The sequence below is a fragment of the Streptomyces sp. Inha503 genome (assembly GCF_047215865.1).
Lineage (GTDB): Bacteria > Actinomycetota > Actinomycetes > Streptomycetales > Streptomycetaceae > Streptomyces > Streptomyces lycopersici.
This window is the reverse complement of sequence record NZ_CP178360.1, coordinates 12,077,733-12,096,996: the sequence shown is the minus strand read 5'-3', so window position 1 is coordinate 12,096,996 and position 19,264 is coordinate 12,077,733. Positions and strand designations below refer to the sequence as shown.

Annotated in this window: 16 protein-coding genes and 2 pseudogenes; 6 read left to right on the top strand and 12 right to left on the bottom strand. The window is 67.6% G+C overall.

Features of this window, described 5'->3' with window-relative positions:
* Positions 1–173: 173 nt before the first annotated feature.
* Together ACJX2R_RS50225 and ACJX2R_RS50220 are read right to left on the bottom strand one after the other, a co-directional pair.
* Positions 174–473 (bottom strand): NAD(P)H-binding protein, encoded by a 300-nt coding sequence (locus ACJX2R_RS50225; protein ID WP_413105631.1) that lies wholly within the window; start codon positions 471–473, stop codon positions 174–176.
* Between the two features lie 216 nt (positions 474–689).
* A pseudogene (locus tag ACJX2R_RS50220) lies at positions 690–916 on the bottom strand (MFS transporter); the annotation flags it as partial.
* A gap of 17 nt (positions 917–933) precedes the next feature.
* Here ACJX2R_RS50220 and ACJX2R_RS50215 point away from each other — a divergent pair.
* Positions 934–1,155 carry a hypothetical protein gene (locus tag ACJX2R_RS50215; protein ID WP_413105630.1) on the top strand — a complete coding sequence of 74 codons (222 nt, stop codon included), beginning with the start codon at positions 934–936 and terminating at the stop codon, positions 1,153–1,155.
* Positions 1,156–1,336: 181 nt separating this feature from the next.
* Here the strand turns inward: ACJX2R_RS50215 and ACJX2R_RS50210 are convergent, their stop codons facing one another.
* Together ACJX2R_RS50210 and ACJX2R_RS50205 are read right to left on the bottom strand one after the other, a co-directional pair.
* Complete coding sequence (locus ACJX2R_RS50210) at positions 1,337–2,479, bottom strand: lactonase family protein (RefSeq protein WP_413105629.1); 1,143 nt, start codon at positions 2,477–2,479, stop codon at positions 1,337–1,339.
* Positions 2,480–2,742: 263 nt separating this feature from the next.
* Positions 2,743–3,617 (bottom strand): IS5 family transposase gene (locus ACJX2R_RS50205; RefSeq protein ID WP_413105628.1). Its coding sequence is split into 2 segments (ribosomal slippage): positions 2,743–3,227 and positions 3,227–3,617, totalling 876 coding nucleotides; the frame shifts between segments, so codons are not numbered across the junction.
* Positions 3,618–4,021: 404 nt separating this feature from the next.
* Here ACJX2R_RS50205 and ACJX2R_RS50200 point away from each other — a divergent pair.
* Complete coding sequence (locus ACJX2R_RS50200) at positions 4,022–5,221, top strand: serine hydrolase domain-containing protein (protein ID WP_413105627.1); 1,200 nt, start codon at positions 4,022–4,024, stop codon at positions 5,219–5,221.
* Positions 5,222–5,364: 143 nt separating this feature from the next.
* On the opposite strand, the gene ACJX2R_RS50195 is transcribed toward ACJX2R_RS50200, so the two are convergent.
* Positions 5,365–9,021: an eIF2A-related protein gene (locus tag ACJX2R_RS50195; RefSeq protein ID WP_413105626.1), complete on the bottom strand. Its 3,657-nt coding sequence runs from the start codon at positions 9,019–9,021 to the stop codon at positions 5,365–5,367.
* Positions 9,022–9,441: 420 nt separating this feature from the next.
* Between ACJX2R_RS50195 and ACJX2R_RS50190 the strand changes: the two genes are divergently transcribed.
* Positions 9,442–9,669, top strand: a complete 228-nt coding sequence (locus tag ACJX2R_RS50190; protein WP_413105625.1) for a hypothetical protein — start codon at positions 9,442–9,444, stop codon at positions 9,667–9,669.
* 682 nt (positions 9,670–10,351) lie between these two features.
* Here the strand turns inward: ACJX2R_RS50190 and ACJX2R_RS50185 are convergent.
* From ACJX2R_RS50185 to ACJX2R_RS50175, 3 genes and pseudogenes are all read right to left on the bottom strand, one after another.
* Positions 10,352–10,501: pseudogene (locus ACJX2R_RS50185) on the bottom strand (3-hydroxyacyl-CoA dehydrogenase NAD-binding domain-containing protein); the annotation flags it as partial.
* 970 nt (positions 10,502–11,471) lie between these two features.
* Positions 11,472–11,903, bottom strand: a complete 432-nt coding sequence (locus tag ACJX2R_RS50180) for a hypothetical protein (protein WP_413105624.1) — start codon at positions 11,901–11,903, stop codon at positions 11,472–11,474.
* Between the two features lie 206 nt (positions 11,904–12,109).
* On the bottom strand, positions 12,110–12,754 hold the full coding sequence (locus ACJX2R_RS50175) for a S1 family peptidase (RefSeq protein WP_413105623.1): 645 nt from the start codon (positions 12,752–12,754) through the stop codon (positions 12,110–12,112).
* Positions 12,755–12,793: 39 nt separating this feature from the next.
* Here ACJX2R_RS50175 and ACJX2R_RS50170 point away from each other — a divergent pair, with 39 nt between their 5' ends.
* Complete coding sequence (locus ACJX2R_RS50170; protein WP_413105622.1) at positions 12,794–13,000, top strand: hypothetical protein; 207 nt, start codon at positions 12,794–12,796, stop codon at positions 12,998–13,000.
* 245 nt (positions 13,001–13,245) lie between these two features.
* Here the strand turns inward: ACJX2R_RS50170 and ACJX2R_RS50165 are convergent, their stop codons facing one another.
* The 3 genes from ACJX2R_RS50165 to ACJX2R_RS50155 all read right to left on the bottom strand — a co-directional run bounded on the left by ACJX2R_RS50165 (position 13,246) and on the right by ACJX2R_RS50155 (position 16,434).
* Positions 13,246–13,440, bottom strand: coding sequence for a ferredoxin (locus tag ACJX2R_RS50165; RefSeq protein ID WP_413105621.1), 195 nt, complete (start codon positions 13,438–13,440; stop codon positions 13,246–13,248).
* A 10-nt stretch (positions 13,441–13,450) separates the two neighbouring features.
* Positions 13,451–14,677, bottom strand: coding sequence for a cytochrome P450 (locus ACJX2R_RS50160; protein WP_413105620.1), 1,227 nt, complete (start codon positions 14,675–14,677; stop codon positions 13,451–13,453).
* Positions 14,678–14,916: 239 nt separating this feature from the next.
* On the bottom strand, positions 14,917–16,434 hold the full coding sequence (locus ACJX2R_RS50155) for an MFS transporter (protein ID WP_413105619.1): 1,518 nt from the start codon (positions 16,432–16,434) through the stop codon (positions 14,917–14,919).
* Between the two features lie 100 nt (positions 16,435–16,534).
* Between ACJX2R_RS50155 and ACJX2R_RS50150 the strand changes: the two genes are divergently transcribed.
* On the top strand, positions 16,535–17,092 hold the full coding sequence (locus ACJX2R_RS50150; RefSeq protein WP_413105618.1) for a TetR/AcrR family transcriptional regulator: 558 nt from the start codon (positions 16,535–16,537) through the stop codon (positions 17,090–17,092).
* A gap of 332 nt (positions 17,093–17,424) precedes the next feature.
* On the opposite strand, the gene ACJX2R_RS50145 is transcribed toward ACJX2R_RS50150, so the two are convergent.
* On the bottom strand, positions 17,425–17,940 hold the full coding sequence (locus ACJX2R_RS50145; protein WP_413105617.1) for a hypothetical protein: 516 nt from the start codon (positions 17,938–17,940) through the stop codon (positions 17,425–17,427).
* 394 nt (positions 17,941–18,334) lie between these two features.
* On the opposite strand from ACJX2R_RS50145, the gene ACJX2R_RS50140 reads away from it, so the two are divergent.
* The gene (locus ACJX2R_RS50140; protein ID WP_413105616.1) at positions 18,335–18,904 is read left to right on the top strand and encodes a TetR/AcrR family transcriptional regulator; all 570 of its coding nucleotides are present in this window, start codon (positions 18,335–18,337) and stop codon (positions 18,902–18,904) included.
* The last annotated feature ends 360 nt before the right edge of the window (positions 18,905–19,264 follow it).

Below are 19,264 nucleotides of genomic sequence, written 5' to 3'. Positions count from 1 at the left end.
TCCGCACCGCTCTCGCGGCCGCGCGGGAGCGGTGCGGGACCCGTAACGGAGCAAGCTGTCAAGGAAGGTCCCGACTCCCGCGACCGTGCGGGAGTCGGGGTATGAGTATTTTCGGCCGCCTCCTTGAGGCCGTGTCGGCGCCCGGCACCACCCGTTGGAACAACTCCCACAGCTCATCCGGCACCAGTCGCCTTGGCCGCGCCGATCACCGTGGCCGACGCACGGTCGAAGAGTGCGTGGTGGTTGAGGGACCTGCCCTGACCAAGCGCGGAGATGATGGCGTCCTGCCCGAGCACGGCGGCCGAGACATCACGTTGCGAGGTGGCGTCTCCGCGACGACGGTGATCCGGTCCGCCAGATCGGCGAGGGCTGCCGGGTTGCGTGCGAGGGCCGTGACCGAGTCGCCGGAGCGCAGCAAGGTCGGCGAGGTGGCGGCCGGTCGGGCCGGTCCCACCGAGGATGAGCAGCTTCATGGCGGGGGTACCTCCGTGGGTGTCCGATGAGTGATCGGGGCCGGCGCCGCCTGCATACGCCGGCCCTGGATCGTTCGTTCTGTACCGGAATGAAGGTCAGAAGGGTTCGGCGAACGCCGGCTGTACGGAAGACCCCTCCGCGTCCGCCTCTGCCTCCCGCAGCGCGACCTCCTTCACGAGTACCGCCGCCACCAGCGCGATCACGGCGACCGTGGGCAGCGGCACCACCGGCTCCGCGGCCCTGGTCTGCCAGTACACGAGCCCGGCGAGCGCGGCCACGCCGACGGCGATGAGCTCCGTGATCCGCGCCGATGTCCAGGCGTACTGCGAACCACCCCACCGAGCGGCAGGTTGATGTAGAACGCCCAGCGCCAGCCCCAGTTGTCGGTGATGGTGCCGCCGACCAGCGGTCCGCCGATCATCGCGACGGCCCGGCGCCCGCTGTGCGCGACCGGACGAGGTGGGTGCCGCCTGGGAGAACGTGCTCGCCGTCGAGGGGCCGGTGCTGCTGGAGTTCATGGTGGACGGGGACACACCGCCGGACTGGGCGGAGTTCCACGGGCCGGAGGGCGCCAGGCCCCCGCCACTCCCGCACATCACCGGTGGCCCGCTGCGGCGAAAGATCACTGCGGCGGTCGGCGGCCCGTCCGACGTCAACAGATCCGGCGAGCACGCCGCATAGCACCTACCGGCGCTCCGACCGGCTCGACCTGCCCGTTCAGGCGTGCCGTACAACGGCTTCCCCCGCGCCCAGGCCGACTGCCAAGCAATCGAAGCCGACATCGGGCTCAAGCGGCTCAACCCTGGCGGACGCCGCTGGCGGCCGTCTGTGGGGACGTGGCGCGATCGGACAGCGGAGAGGGTCACGCCGCGACGATGCCCTCCATGCCACCGGTCTCGGCGGAGAAACGGGGCAGACCGTCGGTGGCCTTGGTGACCAGCGTCAACTTCCCGTTGGCCTCGACCCGGAACCCGTCGATGTTGCCCGTCGTGCCGTTCTGGACGTAGAGGAACGCGCCATCGGCAGAGGCTGCCATGTCAATCGCCCCACGGGAGTCGGCCGACTGCGGCACCGCCTGTTTGGCCACCACCTCAACCTTTCCGGCGGAGTCCACGCGGTAGGCGGACACCGCGGAGTTGCCGGTGCTGGAGCCGTAGAAAAAGCCCCCCGCGGCCTGGATCCAGCACAGCGTGTTCTGTCCGTTCGGCACCGCAGCCGATACGGTGGTCAGCTTGCCGTCGGCCCCGACCTCGTAGCTGCTGACCGTCGACTTCTCCGCCTCGGTGACGACCATCCGGCCCCCCTGGTCGAAGACGAAGCCGAAGGGGACGTTGCCCTCCGACTTGTTCGAGACCGCCTTCCGGGCGAGCGAGCCATCGGACCCGACGGGGAAGACCTCGATCGAGTTGGTCGACTTGACAGTCACCGCCAGGTTCTTGCCGTCGGGCGTGAACGAGACCTGCGCGGGATTGTCGCTGAAAACCGGCACCGCAGGACCCTTGACACTCAGCGACCGCTTCGATCCGGGCATGGGCTTCAGGCCCTTTTCGGTGATGGTGAAGCCCTGCACCGACGCCTCGCCACCGCCATTGAGCACATAGGCGGTATCGCCGTACACCGCGACCGACAACGGGAAGTCACCACCCGAGGAGACCGAGTGGCGGTCGGAGAGCTTTTGGCCGGACACGCTGAACGAGGTGACCGACCCACTGCCCGCGTTGACACCGATGAGCATCTGGTGGCGCGCGTCGTACACCAAGGACCCCTGGGAGGCGAGCGCGTCCGTGGGCGCGCCCGTGGCAACCGCCCCCTTTCCTCCGGTCTTGTACGTGCCGGCGGCGGTCAGTTCGCCGTTATCAGAGCGCTTGAAGGCATGAATGGTGTTCCCGGACACCTCGTTGCCCTGCACGAACACCGCGTGGTCCGCCCCGGCTGCGGCCGGGGCGGTTTCCTCGCTGGCGTTGGCCAGACTGAACGTCGCCACGGCAGCGGCCACCGTGGTCACGGCTGCGGATAGGCCGATCACACGGCTCTTCGTACGGGTCCTGCGGCGCGTGCTCATATCTGTTGCCTCCTCGTAGGGTTACGACAGGGCCCATCCTCCGAAGCCGCCAGGGTGGCCACGGGGGATTCGCAGTCCACGTCACCTCTTCGTAAGAACCTCGAGCACCGCTGAGCGCCTCCCGCCCGCGTCGGCGTCGACCCTCGACGGCGGCACAGCCGGTGCCGACGGGGGCGATGGCCTAGGGCGTGTTTCGAAAGTGCTGGTCACAGCCATTCGTTGATGGCCGCGACCAGCACGGTCGCCTCATAGCGGACGGCGAGCTTGTCGTACCTCGTCGCCACCGCGCGGTGGCGCTTGAGGCGATTGATTCCGCACTCCACCGCGTGGCGCTCTTTGTAGTCGGCAGCGTCGAACTGCGGTGGCCGGCCACCGCCGGAACCGCGCTTCTTGCGGTTGGCGGTCTGGTCGCGCTTCTCCGGGATCGTGCAGCGGATGCCGCGCTTGCGCAGGTAGGCGCGGTTCGCGCGGGAGCCGTACGCCTTGTCGGCGCGAACCTTGTCCGGCCGGGTACGCGGACGGCCCGGCCCGAGCCGAGGCACCCGGATACGGCCCAGGACCACCTGGAACTGCGGGGAGTCACCGCGCTGTCCGACCGTGATCACCAGCGACATCGGCTTCTGGGCCTGCTCGACCGCCAGGTGCAACTTGGTGGTCAGCCCACCCCGGGAGCGTCCGAGACCATGGTCGTCCGGCTCGGTGAACAGACCACCGGGCGGCTCGATCTGCAGATCCCCTTTTTGCGGGCACCGGCCGCATGCTGGTGGGCGCGGGCGATGGTGGAGTCCACCGAGACGTCCCAGGTGATCAGTCCCTCGGCATCGGCCCGGGCCTGCAGTTGCTCGAAGATGCGGTGCCAGGTGCCGTCCCGCTGCCAACGGCGGAACAGTCCGTACGCCGTCCCCCATGGGCCGTACCGCTCGGGCACGTCCCGCCACGGAGCACCGGCGCGGGTGCGCCAGCGTATGCCGTCTGTCAGCTGCCGCTTGGTGTGTACCGGCGGTCGTCCGGACTTCTTCCCAGCAGGGAGCAGGGGCTCCAGCTTCGCCCACTGCGCATTCGTCAGATCGTGCCTCTCCATGAAGTGGATCTTGACACATCAAGATCCACTTCTGAAAACGCCCTAAGCCGCACAACCAGCCGCGTCCGCGGCTTGACAATCGCATAGGGAGGTTCCTGAAACACGAGATCCACCAGAGCTAAAGGGCTCTATGTCTTCTGAGGAGTCAGTTGTCGCACCTCAGTTATGAGTCAATGACCGTCGCGGTCTCTCCTCTTCCGACGGGCAGATGGCTGCCTTCGAAGCTGTAATTGGCCTCACTCAGGGGGTCAGCACCACTACCAAGCGGGGGGTTACCCCCATTACCTGCCGTGCCTCCACCGCGTAGCGTGATCGTCGTTCCCAGTTCTGTTCGATTCGATGGAGGAATAGCGACAGTGAGGTACAGGCTTCGTCGGCGGGGTGGTCAGCAAGGGAAGCGCCTCGTGGCCCTGGCGACGGTCACCGCGGCGATTGTTTCGGGGATGATGGTGGCGGGAAGTGGGCCGGCCGTCGCGCACGCAGTGGTGGAGCCATCCGTTCGCAGTGCCACCGCGTCACTGCGAAGTGACCTCGAGAAATATCTGGACGCTCAGGGCACTAAGGATCATTTCTCAGCGGTCTCCCTTCGGGTGACCTATGCCGATCAGCGACCTGATATCTCGGTCGATGCGGGGACGTCCCGCTACGGCGGTGGTCGACCGGTGAACAACAAGGCGCTGTGGCAGATAGGCAGCAACACCAAGGCGTTCACGTCCGTGCTGCTGCTTCAACTGGAGGCCGAAGGAAAGCTGTCCATACGGGACAAGCTGGGAAAGTGGCTTCCCCAGTATCCGGCGTGGCGCGATGTCACCATCAAGCAACTGCTGTCGATGACCAGCGGCATCCCCAGCTACACCGAGCAGAATGCGTTCCTGAAGGATTTCGACGCCAATCCCTCCACGCGCTTCACGCTGGATCGCCTGATGTCCTATGTGGAGGGCCTGCCACTGGGTCCCGCGAAGTACGAGTACTCGAATACGAACTACCTCCTCGCGCAGATGATTGTCGAACGAGCGTCGCACGATACTTACCATGAGCGGCTCGCCGAGCGCATCATCGAACCTCTCGGAATGAACGACACCTGCCTCCCCCCGGACTGCCCTCCGGACACGGCCTCGCGCATGCCGACGCCGTACTCCACCCATTCCGTCCTGCCGAAGCATCTCAACAAGTCACTTCCTCGGCTCCGCCTGTCCTGGGCGCAGGGGGCGGGTGGCCTGGTGAGTTCACTGAGAGACATGACGGCTTGGGACAGGGCGCTGTACAGCGGTCGACTGCTGCCCTCAGCGCAGCAGCGCGAGCTGGAGTCCCTGGTCTCGGCGAAGACGAGTAAGCCCATCAAGAGCGTCACGGCCGACGATCCCATCGGTTTCGGGCTCGGTGTCGTGAAGTTCGTCCATCCTGTGGCCGGGACGGTCTGGGCCTATGAGGGGGCCACTTTTGGAAACCGGGTGCTGCACATGTACTTCCCGAAGACTGGCATGATCATCGCAATTGCTGTCAACAGCGCCGTTGGCGAAGGGGACACGCTGCCCGACCTCGCCGGTACCGTCTACAAGACGCTTTCGGCGCAGAAGGCACAGGCTCTCCCACGGCACCAGTAGCCTCGGCAGGCCGTGATGCGGCCATTCTTCGCGGTGGCGACGAGGTACGACAAGCTCGCCGTCCGCTATGAGGCGACCGTGCTGGTCGCGGCCATCAACGAATGGCTGTGACCAGCACTTTCGAAACACGCCCTAGCAAGGGATTAGGCGCGGCCGCAGAGGGATTTCTCTAGCAGCTCCGGGTTGAGGTCTCTCCAGCGGTTGGTGCGGCTGAGGGCGCAGATGTCCGCTGCGGCCCGGTCCGCGTTGGTGTCCCACAGCCGGGCCGAACCGTCGTCGCTTGTGGTCACGATGCTGCGTCCGTCCGAGCTGAATCCCACGTACTCCAGCCAGTCTTTGTGGCCGCTGAGGACGGCTGTGGTCCGCCGCGTTGTCACGTCCCACAGGCGGACGGTGTTGTCGTAGCTGGCGCTGGCCAGTTTCCGCCCGTCTGGGCTGAAGGCGATTGAGGGGATGTTGTTGGAGTGGCCTTCCAGGGTGCCGGCCGGTCGGCGGGAGGGCACGTCCCACAGGCGCACCACGAAGCCCGCTCCCGCGGTGGCGAGGGTCTTGCCGTCCGGTGAGAACGCGGCCGTGAACAGGGCGGGAGCACGGCCGGAGAAGGTGGCCACGGGATGCTGCTTGGCAACATCCCACAGGCGCACCGTGCTGCGGGTTCCGTAGTCGCTTCCGTTGTACGTGGCGGCCAACGTCCGGCCGTCGGGCGAGTAGGCGATGGCAGACAGCCCGCCGGTCTTCCCTCTCAGCACCCCCTTCTCCTGGTGGGTCTCGACGTCCCACAGCCGCACCGTACGGTCGTCGGAAAGTGTGGCGAGTGTCTTTCCGTCCGGTGAGAAGGCCGCGGCGTCGAAATCTCTGGTGTGCCCCTTGAACGTGGCCACCGCGTGACCGGTGGCCACGTCCCAAAGCCGCACGGTGCCGTCGTTCTGTACGGAGGCGAGTCTCCGACCGCCCGGGGAGAACACAAGACTATTGGTGCGCTCGGCGGAAGTGGTGAGAGTGCGCAGCGGTCGTGGGTTCCTGGCCGTCCACAGGCGCAGTGAGTGGTCGACGGTGGCCATCACTCGGCCGTCGGAGGAGAGTGCCGCCGATCTCACCGCGTCGCGGCGACCGCCGAGGGTGGCGGCTGTGCGGTGGGAGCGGGTGTTCCACAGCAGTACCCTTCCCTCTTCTTCGCCGTCGGGGATGACCAGGGTGCGGCCGTCCGGGGAGAACGCAAGCAGGCTGGTCCAGCCGAGGCGCGCACTGGTGAGTGCAGTGCTGCGACGGGTCTTGACATCCCAGATCCGTATCTGATCGGCGCCGCCGGTGGCCAAGGTGCGGCCGTCCGGAGAGATCGCCAGCGTCGCAGCACGCGTGCCGGTGAGGACGGCGGATGTGCGGCGAGCTCCGACGTCCCAGATCCGCACGGTGCGGTCGGCGCTCCCGCTGGCGAGAGTGCGTCCGTCAGAGGTGAAGGCAAGGGCGTTGACGGGTCCGTTGTGGCCGCGGAGGACGGCCGTGGTCCGCCGCTCGGCCACGTCCCACAGGCGGACGGTGCTGTCACCGCCGGCGCTGGCCAATGTCCGTCCGTCGCGCGAGAAGGCCACGGCAGCCACGTAGGCGGAGTGGCCGGTCAGGTCGGCCATTACACGCCCGGACTGCGCATCCCACAGACGGACAGCCGAGCCGGTGGCCGCAGCCACGGTATGGCCGTCCGCGGAGACCGCCACCGACATCACCGCGTCCGTGGGGCCCTGAAGGATGGCGGTGGTTCGCTGGGTGCGCAGATTCCACAGCCGCACGGTCCGGTCCTTTCCACCGCTGGCCAGGGTGCGGCCGTCTCGGCTGAAGGCGAGCGCGGAGACTCCCTCAGTGTGTCCGATGAGTGTGCCGCGCAGCCCATGGGTGCGCGCATCCCACAGTTTGATCGTGCGGTCCTCGCTCCCGGTGGCGATGGTCCGGCCGTCGGGCGAGTAGGCCACCGCATCCACGAATCCGGTATGTCCGGTGAGCTGGTTCGCCCTGAAGGCGGCATCGGCGCTGAGCAGGCTGCCCCTGGCCGCAGCGGTGTGAGCCATCTGGTAACCCTTCAGTGCCATGAGTGCGGCTGCCTCGGGCTGCTGGTCTCGCAGCTCCCCCGATTGGGCGGCGTACTGACGGGAGATTGCCACCCGCTGCGCAGTCACCGCTTTGTGCCGCTGCTGCTCACTGGTCCGGTACTGGTCCCAAGCAACCACGCCCGCGGTGAGGGCAAGGACGAGCAGTGTGGCAAGGGTGATCACGGCGCGGCGGGTACGGCGCTCATTACGGCGTCCGGCGGTGACCGAGGCGTCGAGGAAAGCGGCTTCCAGCGGGTTGAGTACCTCGTGCGACCGGCCGGTGAAAGCTTCGTCGGCCTGGACCAGTCGGGCGCCGCGGTAGAGAGCCCCTGCATCGCGGTCGAGCTTGTGCCAGGCGAGGGCGTCGTGGGTGAGCTGGCGGTGAAGGCGGATGCGGTCGCGCTCGTCGTTGATCCAGCCCTGTAGACGGGGCCATGCGGTGATCAGCTTTTCGTGGGCAAGGAAGACCTGCCCGTCGTCGACGGTGAGCAGGCGGGCCCGGACCAGCCGGTCCAGGACGGCCTCGGTGTCGGCCCTGGTGCTGGGGTCGGCGGCGGTGAATTCGGTGCGGGGGGTGGGGCGGTGGGTGTCCTCGGTGCCGTCGCCGGGGGCGATCAGGCGCAGCAGGATGCGTCGGGCGAGGGTGGCCTGGGCGGGGGTGAGTTGGTGGTAGGCGTGCTCGGCGGTGCGGGCGATGGCGCCGCGCAGCCCTCCGGCCGCCTCATAAGCGTCATGGGTGAGGATGTGGCCGCGGCGGCGGCGCCAGGTCTCCAGCAGCGCGTGGGACATCAGCGGCAGCGCGCCGGGCTCGTCTGTGACCTCGTCGATGATGTGGGCGGTCAGGCCGCGTTCCACGTTCAGCCCACGTACCTGTGCCGGGCGCACGATGGCCGTGCGCAGTTGCTCGGTGGTCATCGGGCCGACCAGGAGGGTGGCGTCGTTGAGAGCGGCGGCCAGGGCGTGGTTCTCGGCGCACCGGGCGAAGAAGTCGGCGCGTAGCGCAAGGACTACCCGTAACCGGCTTCCGGGCTCCCGGGCAGCCAGTAAACGCTCCAGGAAGGCATCACGGTCGGCGGGATCGGCACAGAGGGTGAACAATTCTTCGAACTGGTCCACCAGCACCCAGGTATCCCCCGCGCCCTCGGCCGGTGCGAGCAGATCGGCACGGTCCATCGGCTGAGCGCCGGGGGTGAGGACCCGCACTGCGGCAGGCGTGTCGTCCGCGTCCTGACCGGAACGGCGCAGCCGTGGGATGAGGCCGGCACGCAGCAGGGAGGATTTGCCGCTGCCCGACGCGCCCACCACGGCGCTTAACCGATGTCGGCGGGCCATCGCCTCCAGTCGCGCCGTGGTCTCCTCGCGGCCGAAGAACAGTTCCGCATCGCCCGGGTCGAAACGCGCGAGCCCCCGGTAGGGCGACTCATTGTCCTCCTCGGGCGGGCGTGGCACCGCCGTGGACTCCGCGTCCGCATGCTCCCACCGGTGCCGCCACTCCTCGGCGTCTCCGTGGCAGGCCCGCACGTAAGCCAGAGCAACCGGCAGGGTCGGCAGACGCTCACCTGCCGCCGCCTGCGACAGGGGCGCGGCCGAATACCCCGCACGCCGCGCCATGGCCCGGTAGCCCGGAGCACCCGCCTCGTCACGGAGCTTGCGCAACTCGAAGGCGAACCGCGCGATGGGCCCGTCCTGCGGATCGATCGGCTTCTCCGGACGCCCCACTCGTCCCGTCCCTCCCCGGCACAGCCCGCCTGTCCCTTCAACCACCGTAAAGATCGGTTCGCGGCCACGGCAATGCCGCCACCAGTGAAGGGCCAAGAACGGCCGGATTGATTAGAGCAGCTCAGACCGGCTGCCAAACAACTCCGCGGCGGGTGAACTCGATGACGTTCCGGCTGTGGTGCGGCACGACGGGGGGCGTGCCGCACCGCAGCCCGGACATTCAACCTCGTCTCACCTTGAGGAGTTGAAATGACTCGCACAAAGAAGATTTTCACGGTCGCCAAGGTGGCCGCAGGCGCAGGCGCCGCGCTCATGCTCGCGGGGCTCGCCGCACCGACTGCAACCGCAGAAGGACACCCCCCGGCCGCAAGGACGGCCAGCAGCCACAGTCAGCCACACGCAGGGGGCGGCGCGGAGACCATGAAGGGTATCGCCTGGTCCGGCCTGCCCAAGTGCGCGCGCCACGGCAAGCTGTCCACCTCCGGGGTCACCGACCACCTCAAGGTGTGGAACAACTGCGGCTACAAGGTCAAGTACCACGTGAAGTTGGACTACTCCTCGGACTACTGGGAGACCCTGAAGCCCGGCTGGCAGTTCACGGACTCCTGGAAGTACCCGATCGCGCTGGACGAAATCAGCAACAAGTAACGCGGTGCACCACAAGCGCCCCGCACGTTGTGCGGGGCGCCGTTCGCCGACGAGGCCAAGAATCAGGGGCAGCAGCCCTGGTGGCATTTCAACCTGACCCCGTCGGCGGCCAAGATGCTCGACTGGTACGCCCGCCACTTCCCCAGCGACGCGTACTCCGCCATCGGGGAGTTCCAGCGGCAGGCCCACACCACGTGGAACGCGCCCGCCGCAGACACGCTACGCTGCACTGCGCTCAGCACTCTCGCTCGACGGCGAGCTGACCGAGCAGCAGCGGCAGACGTACTTCGCACTGCTCGAATGCATGAGAACACCGACTGACACCGTCCCGTACGCGGAGGTGCCGGAGCCAATGCCAGTGGCTCCGGCACCTCCGCGTGACTGTACCGGCGTGTGAACGCCGCGGCGACGCTGATCGCGGCCCTGTGCCGTTGTCCTCAGGACCCACCTTCGCCCAACTCGCGCCGGATCGGATCCAGGTACTCCGTGCGCACCGTGTCGATCTTGACTCCCGTCAGCTTCCCCAGCCGGCGTTCGGATCCTGGCCGACGAGCTGCGCCGCCGCGACCTAACGGCCCGCCAGGCGATGACCTCGTTCGGCTGGGTCAGGGAGCGGTGTCGGGGTCGATGCCCTGCGCGCGGGCAAGGGCGAGCAGGACGCGCTCGATCGTGTCCAGACGCGGGACGCGAGCAGCCTGCGTCGACCTTTCTCGGCGGCGGCCGCACCGGCTTCGACGACCAGGACATCCAGTCTGCGGCGGGCCGCGGTCTCGGCTATGCCGGAACCCATGAGGCCGCAACCGAGCACGGCGATGCGGGAGATCGTGTTCATAAGGGCGTGTCCAAGGGGGACGAGAGTGGCGGTGGGCGAAGAACTGCCCCGCGTCGCTTACGTGTGCCCTGGGAGTCCCGGGACGACATGTACGACGCTTTCCTCTAACTCGCTCAGTGCATGATCCTCGCCCGCAGACTCCCAGCGTTTTGAAAGCACTCATTAGGGCGGGTGGTTGCGCGGCGCGCTTCCAGACGCATAGCCAAAATGTGCCAATAGCCAAGAAAGGCGTGCCTGAACCGTTTCCCCGCCCGACTCAGATCCAAGGTGGCCATCGGTGCACTGCGCGGTCGCCCCTTGCCCGGCGGGTGACGAATAACCTTCGTCATCGTGCGCTCTCCTTCCGAGAACAGCCCTCGGCACGCAAGACCATGAGGGCCACCACCATGCAAACACTCCCCACCCAGCCCGCAACCCGTGCTACCCGCAGCGCCCTGACCTGGCGGTTGACGGGGTACTCGCCCCCCGCTCCCAGGGCAAGTCCCGGCACCGAGCGGCCCTGGCCCGCCGCAGGGGCCCTGAGCTTGAGTTTCGTGGCTGATCTCCACCCTTGCGGGTGACGGCGCCTTGGTCGTCGGGCCGCTAGGCCGCGGCCGGACGGAGGTCAGGGGTGGCCGATAGGCGGGCGGCGAGCGTTACGCGGACTGCGATCGCCGACCTGTACCTGGTGTGGCTGCCAGGCCGGGCAGCGGCTGTCCGAAGGGGATATCGCACGGTGGGCACCGGTCGTGCTGTTGCGCCGACCGCCGTACTGTTCTGCATCGCGGCAAGACGGCCTGGTGGACAGGTCAACCGCCCGCAGCCCCTTGCCGAGCTTGTCCGATCGGCGAGCTCGGAAGCTTGGACGGGGTGACGGCGACACGCTTGAGCGGGGTGTCATAGCCCTCCAGCGTGAAGAGCCAAGCGGGCACGGACGCCCTGCCTCGGCTCGTCGTGATCGTCGTCGTGCCGAGCTTCGCCCCCGTCACGGTCAGCCGGGCTCCTTTACTGCGATTGCGGGCGGACGACTGATACGCCTTCTTCGCTCCCCACAAGGGCGGGTAAGAGTATTGCCGTTTCCCCAGTCCACCTTCCCGTCCCCGGTGGCAATGGTCGGCGGATTGCCACGCAGGACGAAGTTCTCTGTCTCGAAGGCCCGCTGATCCGCCGTGCTGTGCCACCCGGATTCCGGCTTCTGTATCACGTTGGCCATCGTGTAGTAGCCCCGGTTCCAGGCAGCGGCGGCTGTGGACCCCTTCCAGGCGTCGGCCACCTGACGGGCGCGCTCCTGCTGCTCCCGCGGCGACTGACTCTTCGCATAGTCGTCGTCGGCGCTCGGATCGTTGCCGCAGCCGACGAGGAGGAAGGTGCTCAGGAGAGGTGCCAGCAGCAGGCTGGCGAGGCGCTTCGCGTACGTGTGCATGGAGTCCCCTTTCTTGGGGGCGACGACGGATTCCCTGCTGAATGCATGACGCGGAGATTCTCAACGCCTGGTGCTGACCGAGATCGACACCTTCGACGCGCAGGGGCGCGTCCGGATTCACTCACGGCCTCCCGCGCCGCCTGCTGCATCTGCGTCCATGCCGCAGGCGGCGAGGGATGGTGCGTGACCTAATAGACCTTCAGTCCCTACCAGAGGAGCACCGTGTACAGCGGCTGGTACCAACTGGAGCGATCCTGTTGGGGGGTCCGAATTCCGCAGGGCTCGTCGCTATAGTTGCCGCCTGAATCGATGCCCAGTGCCGTCTCGCCGCTGAAGAGGGGCCCTCCGCTGTCGCCATGCATGCTGTAGTTACTCGCCTCGATCATGTGGCGGAGAGTGGTGCCGTCGTCATAGGTGACCGTCGCGTTCGTCGCGAGCACCATGCCCTCCAGGTCCTGGCTCATGGTCCCTAAGCGCTTCACCTTCTCCCCCTTGAATACAGAGGCGGAGCGCGAGATCTGCCCTGTCGAGCCGTCCTTGTACTGGATGGTCCCGTACGGGGTGACGTTGCTGTTGCTGTACTCCACTACCCCGTAGTCGGACTGGTCCGTGTTGTTGCCGTAGGCCCAGTCGATGGCCCTTCCGATGGGAATGTCACCGCTTCTACGGTGCCAGTTGACCGCGCCGTTCCGCATACAATGCCCGGCTGTGATCATGTACTTCTTACCGCTGTCGTTCTGCACGTTGAACCCGGCACTACAGATGGTGATCCAGCCGGGGGTATATTCCGACGTTATACGCGCCTTCGCAGAGCGGCCGGAGCAGGTGGAAAGCCTGACGCCGGAGTTCAAGCGCGAGTACTCCACCAGCTTGCTGAGACCATCGCGGCCATGGCCAACACCTACGGCGGCTTGATCATGGTCGGCATCGTCGACAAGGCCGAGGCCGACAAGAAGGGCTGCGACCGCGTCGTCGGCGCCGATGCTCAGGAGACGGAGGAACTCCGGATAGTCCACGCCGAAGATGTCCGCGGCCCAGCCTGGACCACCGCAGTCGACGACTTGCAGGCCGCGTTCGCGGATTTTCGTCGAGCGTGAACGGCTGGCTGATCGGGCGCTACATCAACAACGTCGGGTCGCAGCACCAGTTCTGAGTGCCCGCGGCATCCTTAACGACCACGGCCCTAACACCTTCGCCATCGCGGTCTGGGGACTCGACGCCAGCGGCGGTGGCCTGGACTCCGTGTCGCCCGTCGCGGCCGGAGGCCAGGCCAGCGGGGTACCGGTGAGCGTGGTTCCCAGCCCGGATATCCGGCGCGGTTCCGCAGCTCACGGCCTTGGAACTAGTCCTCCACGAGCGACAGGGCGCCGGACGGGCATAGGGTTACTGCCTCCCGTGCCCGGGCGGCGACCTGGTTGTTGGGCTGGTCGGTCAGCAGAACGACGATGCCGTCGTCGTCCTGGTCGAACACGGCCGGCTCGGCCAGCACGCACTGCCCGGACCCGACACAGACTCCGGCATCGGCTTTGATCCGCATCGCATTCTCCTTACCAGGTGACCGGCAACTCGTAAGCGCCGTAGACGGGGGCGTTGGTCTTGAAGGGGATATCATCGGTCGGCGCGGCGAGCCGCAGGCCCGGGATGCGGCGGAACAGCGTGTCGAACACGATTTGCAGCTCGACGCGGGCCAGGTTCTGGCCGAGGCACTGGTGCGGGCCGTAGCCGAAGGCAATGTGGTGGCGGGCTCCGCGCGTGAGGTCCAGTTCGGCGGGGTTCTCGAAAACCGCCGGGTCCCGGTTGGCGGACAGTCCGGAGACGATGACTCCCTCGTCCGCCTTGATGGTGACCCCGCCGATCTCCACGTCCTCGGTCGCGACCCGCGAGATGGCCGTTTCCACAATGGTGAAGTACCGCAACAGTTCCTCGACCGCCAGGGGCGTGTTGCCTGGGTCGGCCTTGATCAGGGCCAGTTGCCCGGGGTGCTCCAGCAGTGCCAGCACGCCGAGGGAGATCATGTTCGCGGTGGTCTCGTGGCCGGCGACGAGCAGCCCGGTGGCCGTGCTCACCAGCCTCTCGTGGTCGGGTGCGCCCTGCTCGCGCTGCTGGGCGATCTGCCGGCTGTAAAGATCGTCGCCGGGTTCGGATTCCTTGCGGGCCAGCAGGTCGGCGAGGTAGGCCTGCAATTCGTCGAAGGCTCGTAGCCGTTCCTCCGGAGGCGCGGTCCGGCGGATCATCGCGGCCGTGCGGCTCTGGAAGTAGTCGTGGTCGCGGTAGGGCACGCCGAGCATTTCGCAGATCACCAGCGACGGTACCGGCAGGGACAGTGTCTGCACCAGGTCGACGGGGCGGGAGTCGGAGGCCAGCATGTCGTCGATGAACCCGTCGACGATCTGCTGGATGCGGGGCCGGAGCGCGGCCAGGCGCTTCGCGGTGAACTCGCTGAGCACCGACCGCCGGACCGCGGCGTGTTCCGCGCCGTCCAGGCTGACCATGGGCGGCGGCTGGTTGCGGAACCGTTCCCGGAACCGGGGGTCGCCGCTGGGGTTTGGGTAGTTGTCCTTTCGGCGGTCCGAGGAGAACCGGCGATCGGCGAGGATGGCCCGGGCTTCGGTGTGCCCGGACACCCACCAGGCCTGTTCGCCGCCGTGCAGACGGACCTTGCTGACCGGTTTCCGCTCGCGCAACCGCGTGTATTCCTCGGGCTCGGCGAACGGGCAGCCGCGGGCGACCGGGAATTCCTGGCCGGGGAGTTCGCTGGAAACAGTTTCCGTCATAAGACCACCTCACAGTACGGTTGGACGAATTCCGTCCACTTAGGATGGGCTGTAGCTAACCGGATACGGAGGAACCAGGCATCTATGCGCGGACGCCCGGTTAGGCGCCCACGGTCCGCGGTCTTGGAGGGCGTGCTCGCTCGTGTTCAGGTCGCCGCATCGAGTCCGGGATTCCCGAGGGTGGCGGCGACTTCCTCGACCAGGCGGATTCGGGGCCACTGGTCGTGACTGGCACCGCGTTACTCTTTCCTCGCTTCGATGGGGTCCGCGAATCGGCTGGGCGCGGGGTGGCCCCGAGATTCGGGGATCGATGCGGCAGCGAGCTGCTGGCCGTTGCGCACCGCGGCGGCCTTGGCCCAGCTGCTGGTGGAGATGACGCCGAGCGCGAGCGTGGCGAGTCCGCAGGCTCCGAGGACGGCCCAGGCGGTGTGGCTTGAGTGGACGAAGCCGGTGCCGGTGCCGGTGCCGGTGCCGGTGCCGGCCACGATGGAGCCGGTGACGGCGACGCCGATGCCGCTGCCGAACTGGCGGGCGCTGGCGGCGAGCGCGCCGGCGACACCGACCTGGTCGGGCGGCAGTCCGGAGACGGCGGTGTGGTTGACCGGTGGGCTGACCATGCCCGCGCCGAGGCCGAAGATGGCGTACGTGGCCAGCAGGTAGACGCTCTCGGTGTGCTCGGTCAGGGGGACGAGGAGGAAGGCGCCGACGGCCAGTAGCGCGCCGCCCAGCGTGAGGGGGAGCCGGTCGCGCCGGGACGCGACGAGCCGTGCGGAGAGATTCGCGGCGACGGCCTGGCCCGCGGCCATCGGGATGATCATCAGTCCGGCGCGCAGGGGGCTGAAGCCGCGGATGTCCTGAAGGTAGAGGGTGTTGAGGAACAGGAACCCACCGAGACCGGCCGTCATCACCACGGAGATCAGGTTCGCGCCGGAGAACGGAGGGCTGCGGAAGTACCGCAGGTCGATCAGTGGCTCGGCGCGCCGGGGCTCGACGACGAGTATCCCGGCCAGCGCCAGGACCGCGAGGACGATCAGCCCGATGATCCACGGGTCTGCCCAGCCGAGGCGGGGGCCCTCGATCGTCGCAGCGATGATCGAGGCGAACAGGGCGACGATCAGCACCTGGCCGGGCAGGTCGAACGCGCGGGCCCGGGCGGCCTTCGATTCGGGGACAAACCTCTGGGTGAGCACAAGAGCAGCGATCCCGATCGGGACGCTGATCCAGAACACCGCCCGCCAGTCGATGCCGCTGACCAGCAGGCCGCCGAGCACGGGCCCGACCGCCATCGTGATCCCGATGACCGAACCCCACACGCCGATCGCCCGTGCCCGTTCGCCGCGGTCGGTGAATACGCTGACGATGATCGACATCGCGACCGGGTTGAGCATCGAGCCGCCCACCGCTTGCACGCTGACGAAGGCGATCAGCCAGCCGGCGCTGGGCGCCAGGCCGGACAGGAGGGAGCCGAGGGCGAACAGCGACAGCCCGAGCTGGAAGATCCGCTTACGGCCGAAGCGGTCAGCCATCGACCCGGACAGCATGAGCAGGCAGGCCATGACCAGTGCGTAGGCGGAGACCGTCCACTGCAGACTGCTGACCGAGGCGTGCAGGTCCTTGCCGATCGATGGGAGCGCCACGTTCACGATGGTGAGGTTGATGCCGGTCACGCCCACGCTGAGACAGCAGATCGCCAGCACCAGCCGGCGGTGAACGGGACATGATGGGCCGGTCGCCCCAGGGGCGTCTGCTGTGCTCATGGCGGATCCTTGACCAGATTCGGTAGAGTCTCCGATAGAAACGGAGAGGGTGCCCACATCACTATACGGGGACCCTCCCCACTTACGCAAGGACACTTGAATGGCTGACAATCCGCCCCCGAAGAGGGCAGACGCGACCCGCAACCGCCAGCGGATCCTCGCAGCGGCACGCGCCGCCTTCGCCGCCACCGGAGCCGAGACGTCAATGGCCGAGATCGCCCGGAGATCCGGGGTCGGCTCGGCAACCCTGTACCGCAACTTCGCGACCCGCCACGAACTCCTGGAGGCACTACTGGTCGACGAGGTCGATGAGGTCTGCGCCGCCGCCGCGACAGTCGAGGGTGGCAGCCCAGCGGACCGGCTCACGACCTGGCTGCAACGGTTCTTTCACTACGTCACCACCAAGCGACCGGTCGTCATCGGGCTCCTCGAGCACACCGACAGAACCGACCCCGTCTTCCAAAGCCGGGGCAGGATGCTCGCAGCCGGCCAGCCGCTGCTCTCCGCCGCCCAGGACGCACACCAGATCGCCAGCGACCTTGACCTCGACCAGATCCTCGACCTCGTCGTAGCCATCGCAAAGATCCCCGGCACCCCGGAATACCGACAGCCGATCCTTGACGCGGCACTCGCCGGACTACACAGGCACGTCACCTGATGTCCGCGCCGCGCGGCGCACGGTACTGTCGCGCAACGGCGTGGACATCGTCGTGGTCGCCGACTTGATGGAACACGCGACGTTGGACACCACTCGCTCGTACACCCGGTCCTCGGAAGCCGACCGCGCCCGTGCATTCGACCAAGCCCTCATCGGTCCCTGACCAGGCGATCAGCCAATCCGCCCGGTTTTCGACGGATGCTACGGCGGCCCCGGGACGGTCCCATGATCGTGGCAGATGACGTGTGTCCTGTCGAAGTGCATGTGTCAGATAGCGAGCCGTTGGCCTGCTGGGATGCCAGGTCGATTGAGAAGACGGCGCCCCGGGGTTCTCAGGCGACCTGGCTTTCGCGGAAGTCGCGATCTCGGTAGAGGCAGAACCTCCGGTAGAGGGGGTCCTGGGTTCCGAGGGTGGTGTAGACCCGCGCGAATCGTCGGCTCAGCTCGGCGGTCGTCGCCAGGTAGAGCTCTTTGGGGCCGAAGGCGGTTGTGGGTGGGTCGAGGATCAGGTGCGTGAGCACCACGATCTCGGGGAACGCCGCGAGGTGGCTGCGGTCCTCAGCCGAGATCTTCTTGCTGACAGCGAGTGCTTCGACCCGGTCAAGGCGATCGGTCCACTCTTTCCCGAGGTTGATTGGCATTCCGGAAGCGGACCAGTCCTCGACGATCTTCCGCGCCAGGTCGAGGGCTCGCCTCGTCTGCCGGTGACGTCGGGCGAGCTGGTCGAGTCGTCGTTGGGCCTCGATGACTTCCGGTAGGACGCCGAGCGGGATGTCATGAGTGGAGCGGATCCAGAGCTGATGTCGCATGCAGAGGTGGACGTGGGCGAGCGAGAGGGTGATGACCACGGAAGCGGTGGGGCTGCGTCGGGCGGTGCAGCAGCGGCAGGGACGGCTGACCAGGAATTCCGTTCGCTGCCTGGGACCATGCGGGTTGCGGACGAGTGTGGATAGCGCTGGTCCACCAGCCGCTGGAGGACGGGCCGTCCTTCTCGAATTGAAGGGTGACGCGGGCCACACAAACCGGACACCGGGCGGGGCCGGTGTGGCGGTTTCTCATGTGGTCAGGTGCGAGAACCCGGAGGCCACCTCTGGATGGCGTCGCCAGGTTGGATGGCTGCACCCCTCGGGCGAGTCGACGGTCCCGGTGGCGTCGGCGGTGCGGAGGCGGAGCCGGGAACCGACTTGCCTGAAGACTTCAGGTAATTGCATGATGGCCTTCGTTGGAGCGGAGGAGCACATCATGGCCCGAGCAGGACTGAACCTGGACAGACTGGCCCAGGTCGGCGCCGAACTGGCCGACGAGATCGGCTTCGGCCAGGTGACCCCGTCGGCCCTCGCCCGGCATGTCGGCGTGAAGGTCCAGAGTCTGTACGCCCATGTGGCGAACGCGCAGGATCTGAAGACCCGCATCTGCCTGCTTACCCTGGAGGAGATGGCCGACCGGGCCGCCGACGCGGTGGCGGGGCGCTCCGGAAGGGACGCCTTGGCCGCACTCACTGCCGTGTACCGCGACTACGCCCGGCAGCACCCAGGCCGGTATCAAGCCTCCCGCTTCCAGCTCGACTCGCAGACCGCGGCCTCCAGCGCCGCGGTGCGGCACTCGCAGATGATGCGGGCCGTCCTGCGCGGCTACGGCCTGCCCGAGCCCGAGCAGACCCATGCGGTCCGCCTGCTCGGGGCCGTCCTCCATGGCTTCACCGACCTGGAGCTCGCCGGATCTTACGCCCACAGCAGCCCCGATCCCGGCGAGTCGTGGACCTGGACCATCGATTCCCTCGACCGCCTTCTCCGTACCTGGACCACCGCCTGACCGCTGCTCCCATCCCCCGCCGGGGGTGGGCAGGGCTCACAGAGCATGAGGGAAGCAACGACAAGAACGAACGTCCGGCGCACGGTTACCACCAGTGCCGTTGTCACCACCGCAGTCGCGGCGACCGTCGCTGTCGCTCGGGGCCTCGGCGGCGCAGACCACGGGCAAGCCCGCCGCCCCGGGTCGTCGCTTCCTGGAGCACCCGGCCCGCGAGCCCTGTACCGGGCCGAGAATCAGGAGCTCTTCGGTCTTCGCCAAGCAGAGCAGTGACGGATGTGATGCACCAGCACAGCCACTCGCCCGCCCTGCTCGCCGTCGTGTCGGGTGAGTGCGCAAGAACAGTACAACGCACATCAGGAG

What these genes read in the sequence shown, in the direction of transcription:
- ACJX2R_RS50165 (WP_413105621.1), bottom strand. Translation starts at nt 13,440, where the DNA reads ATGCGGATCAAAGCCGATGCCGGAGTCTGTGTCGGGTCCGGGCAGTGC.
- ACJX2R_RS50180 (WP_413105624.1), bottom strand. Translation starts at nt 11,903, where the DNA reads ATGCACACGTACGCGAAGCGCCTCGCCAGCCTGCTGCTGGCACCTCTC.
- ACJX2R_RS50155 (WP_413105619.1), bottom strand. Translation starts at nt 16,434, where the DNA reads ATGAGCACAGCAGACGCCCCTGGGGCGACCGGCCCATCATGTCCCGTT.
- ACJX2R_RS50225 (WP_413105631.1), bottom strand. Translation starts at nt 473, where the DNA reads ATGAAGCTGCTCATCCTCGGTGGGACCGGCCCGACCGGCCGCCACCTC.
- ACJX2R_RS50190 (WP_413105625.1), top strand. Translation starts at nt 9,442, where the DNA reads ATGAAGGGTATCGCCTGGTCCGGCCTGCCCAAGTGCGCGCGCCACGGC.
- ACJX2R_RS50170 (WP_413105622.1), top strand. Translation starts at nt 12,794, where the DNA reads ATGGCCAACACCTACGGCGGCTTGATCATGGTCGGCATCGTCGACAAG.
- ACJX2R_RS50160 (WP_413105620.1), bottom strand. Translation starts at nt 14,677, where the DNA reads ATGACGGAAACTGTTTCCAGCGAACTCCCCGGCCAGGAATTCCCGGTC.
- ACJX2R_RS50140 (WP_413105616.1), top strand. Translation starts at nt 18,335, where the DNA reads ATGGCCCGAGCAGGACTGAACCTGGACAGACTGGCCCAGGTCGGCGCC.
- ACJX2R_RS50150 (WP_413105618.1), top strand. Translation starts at nt 16,535, where the DNA reads ATGGCTGACAATCCGCCCCCGAAGAGGGCAGACGCGACCCGCAACCGC.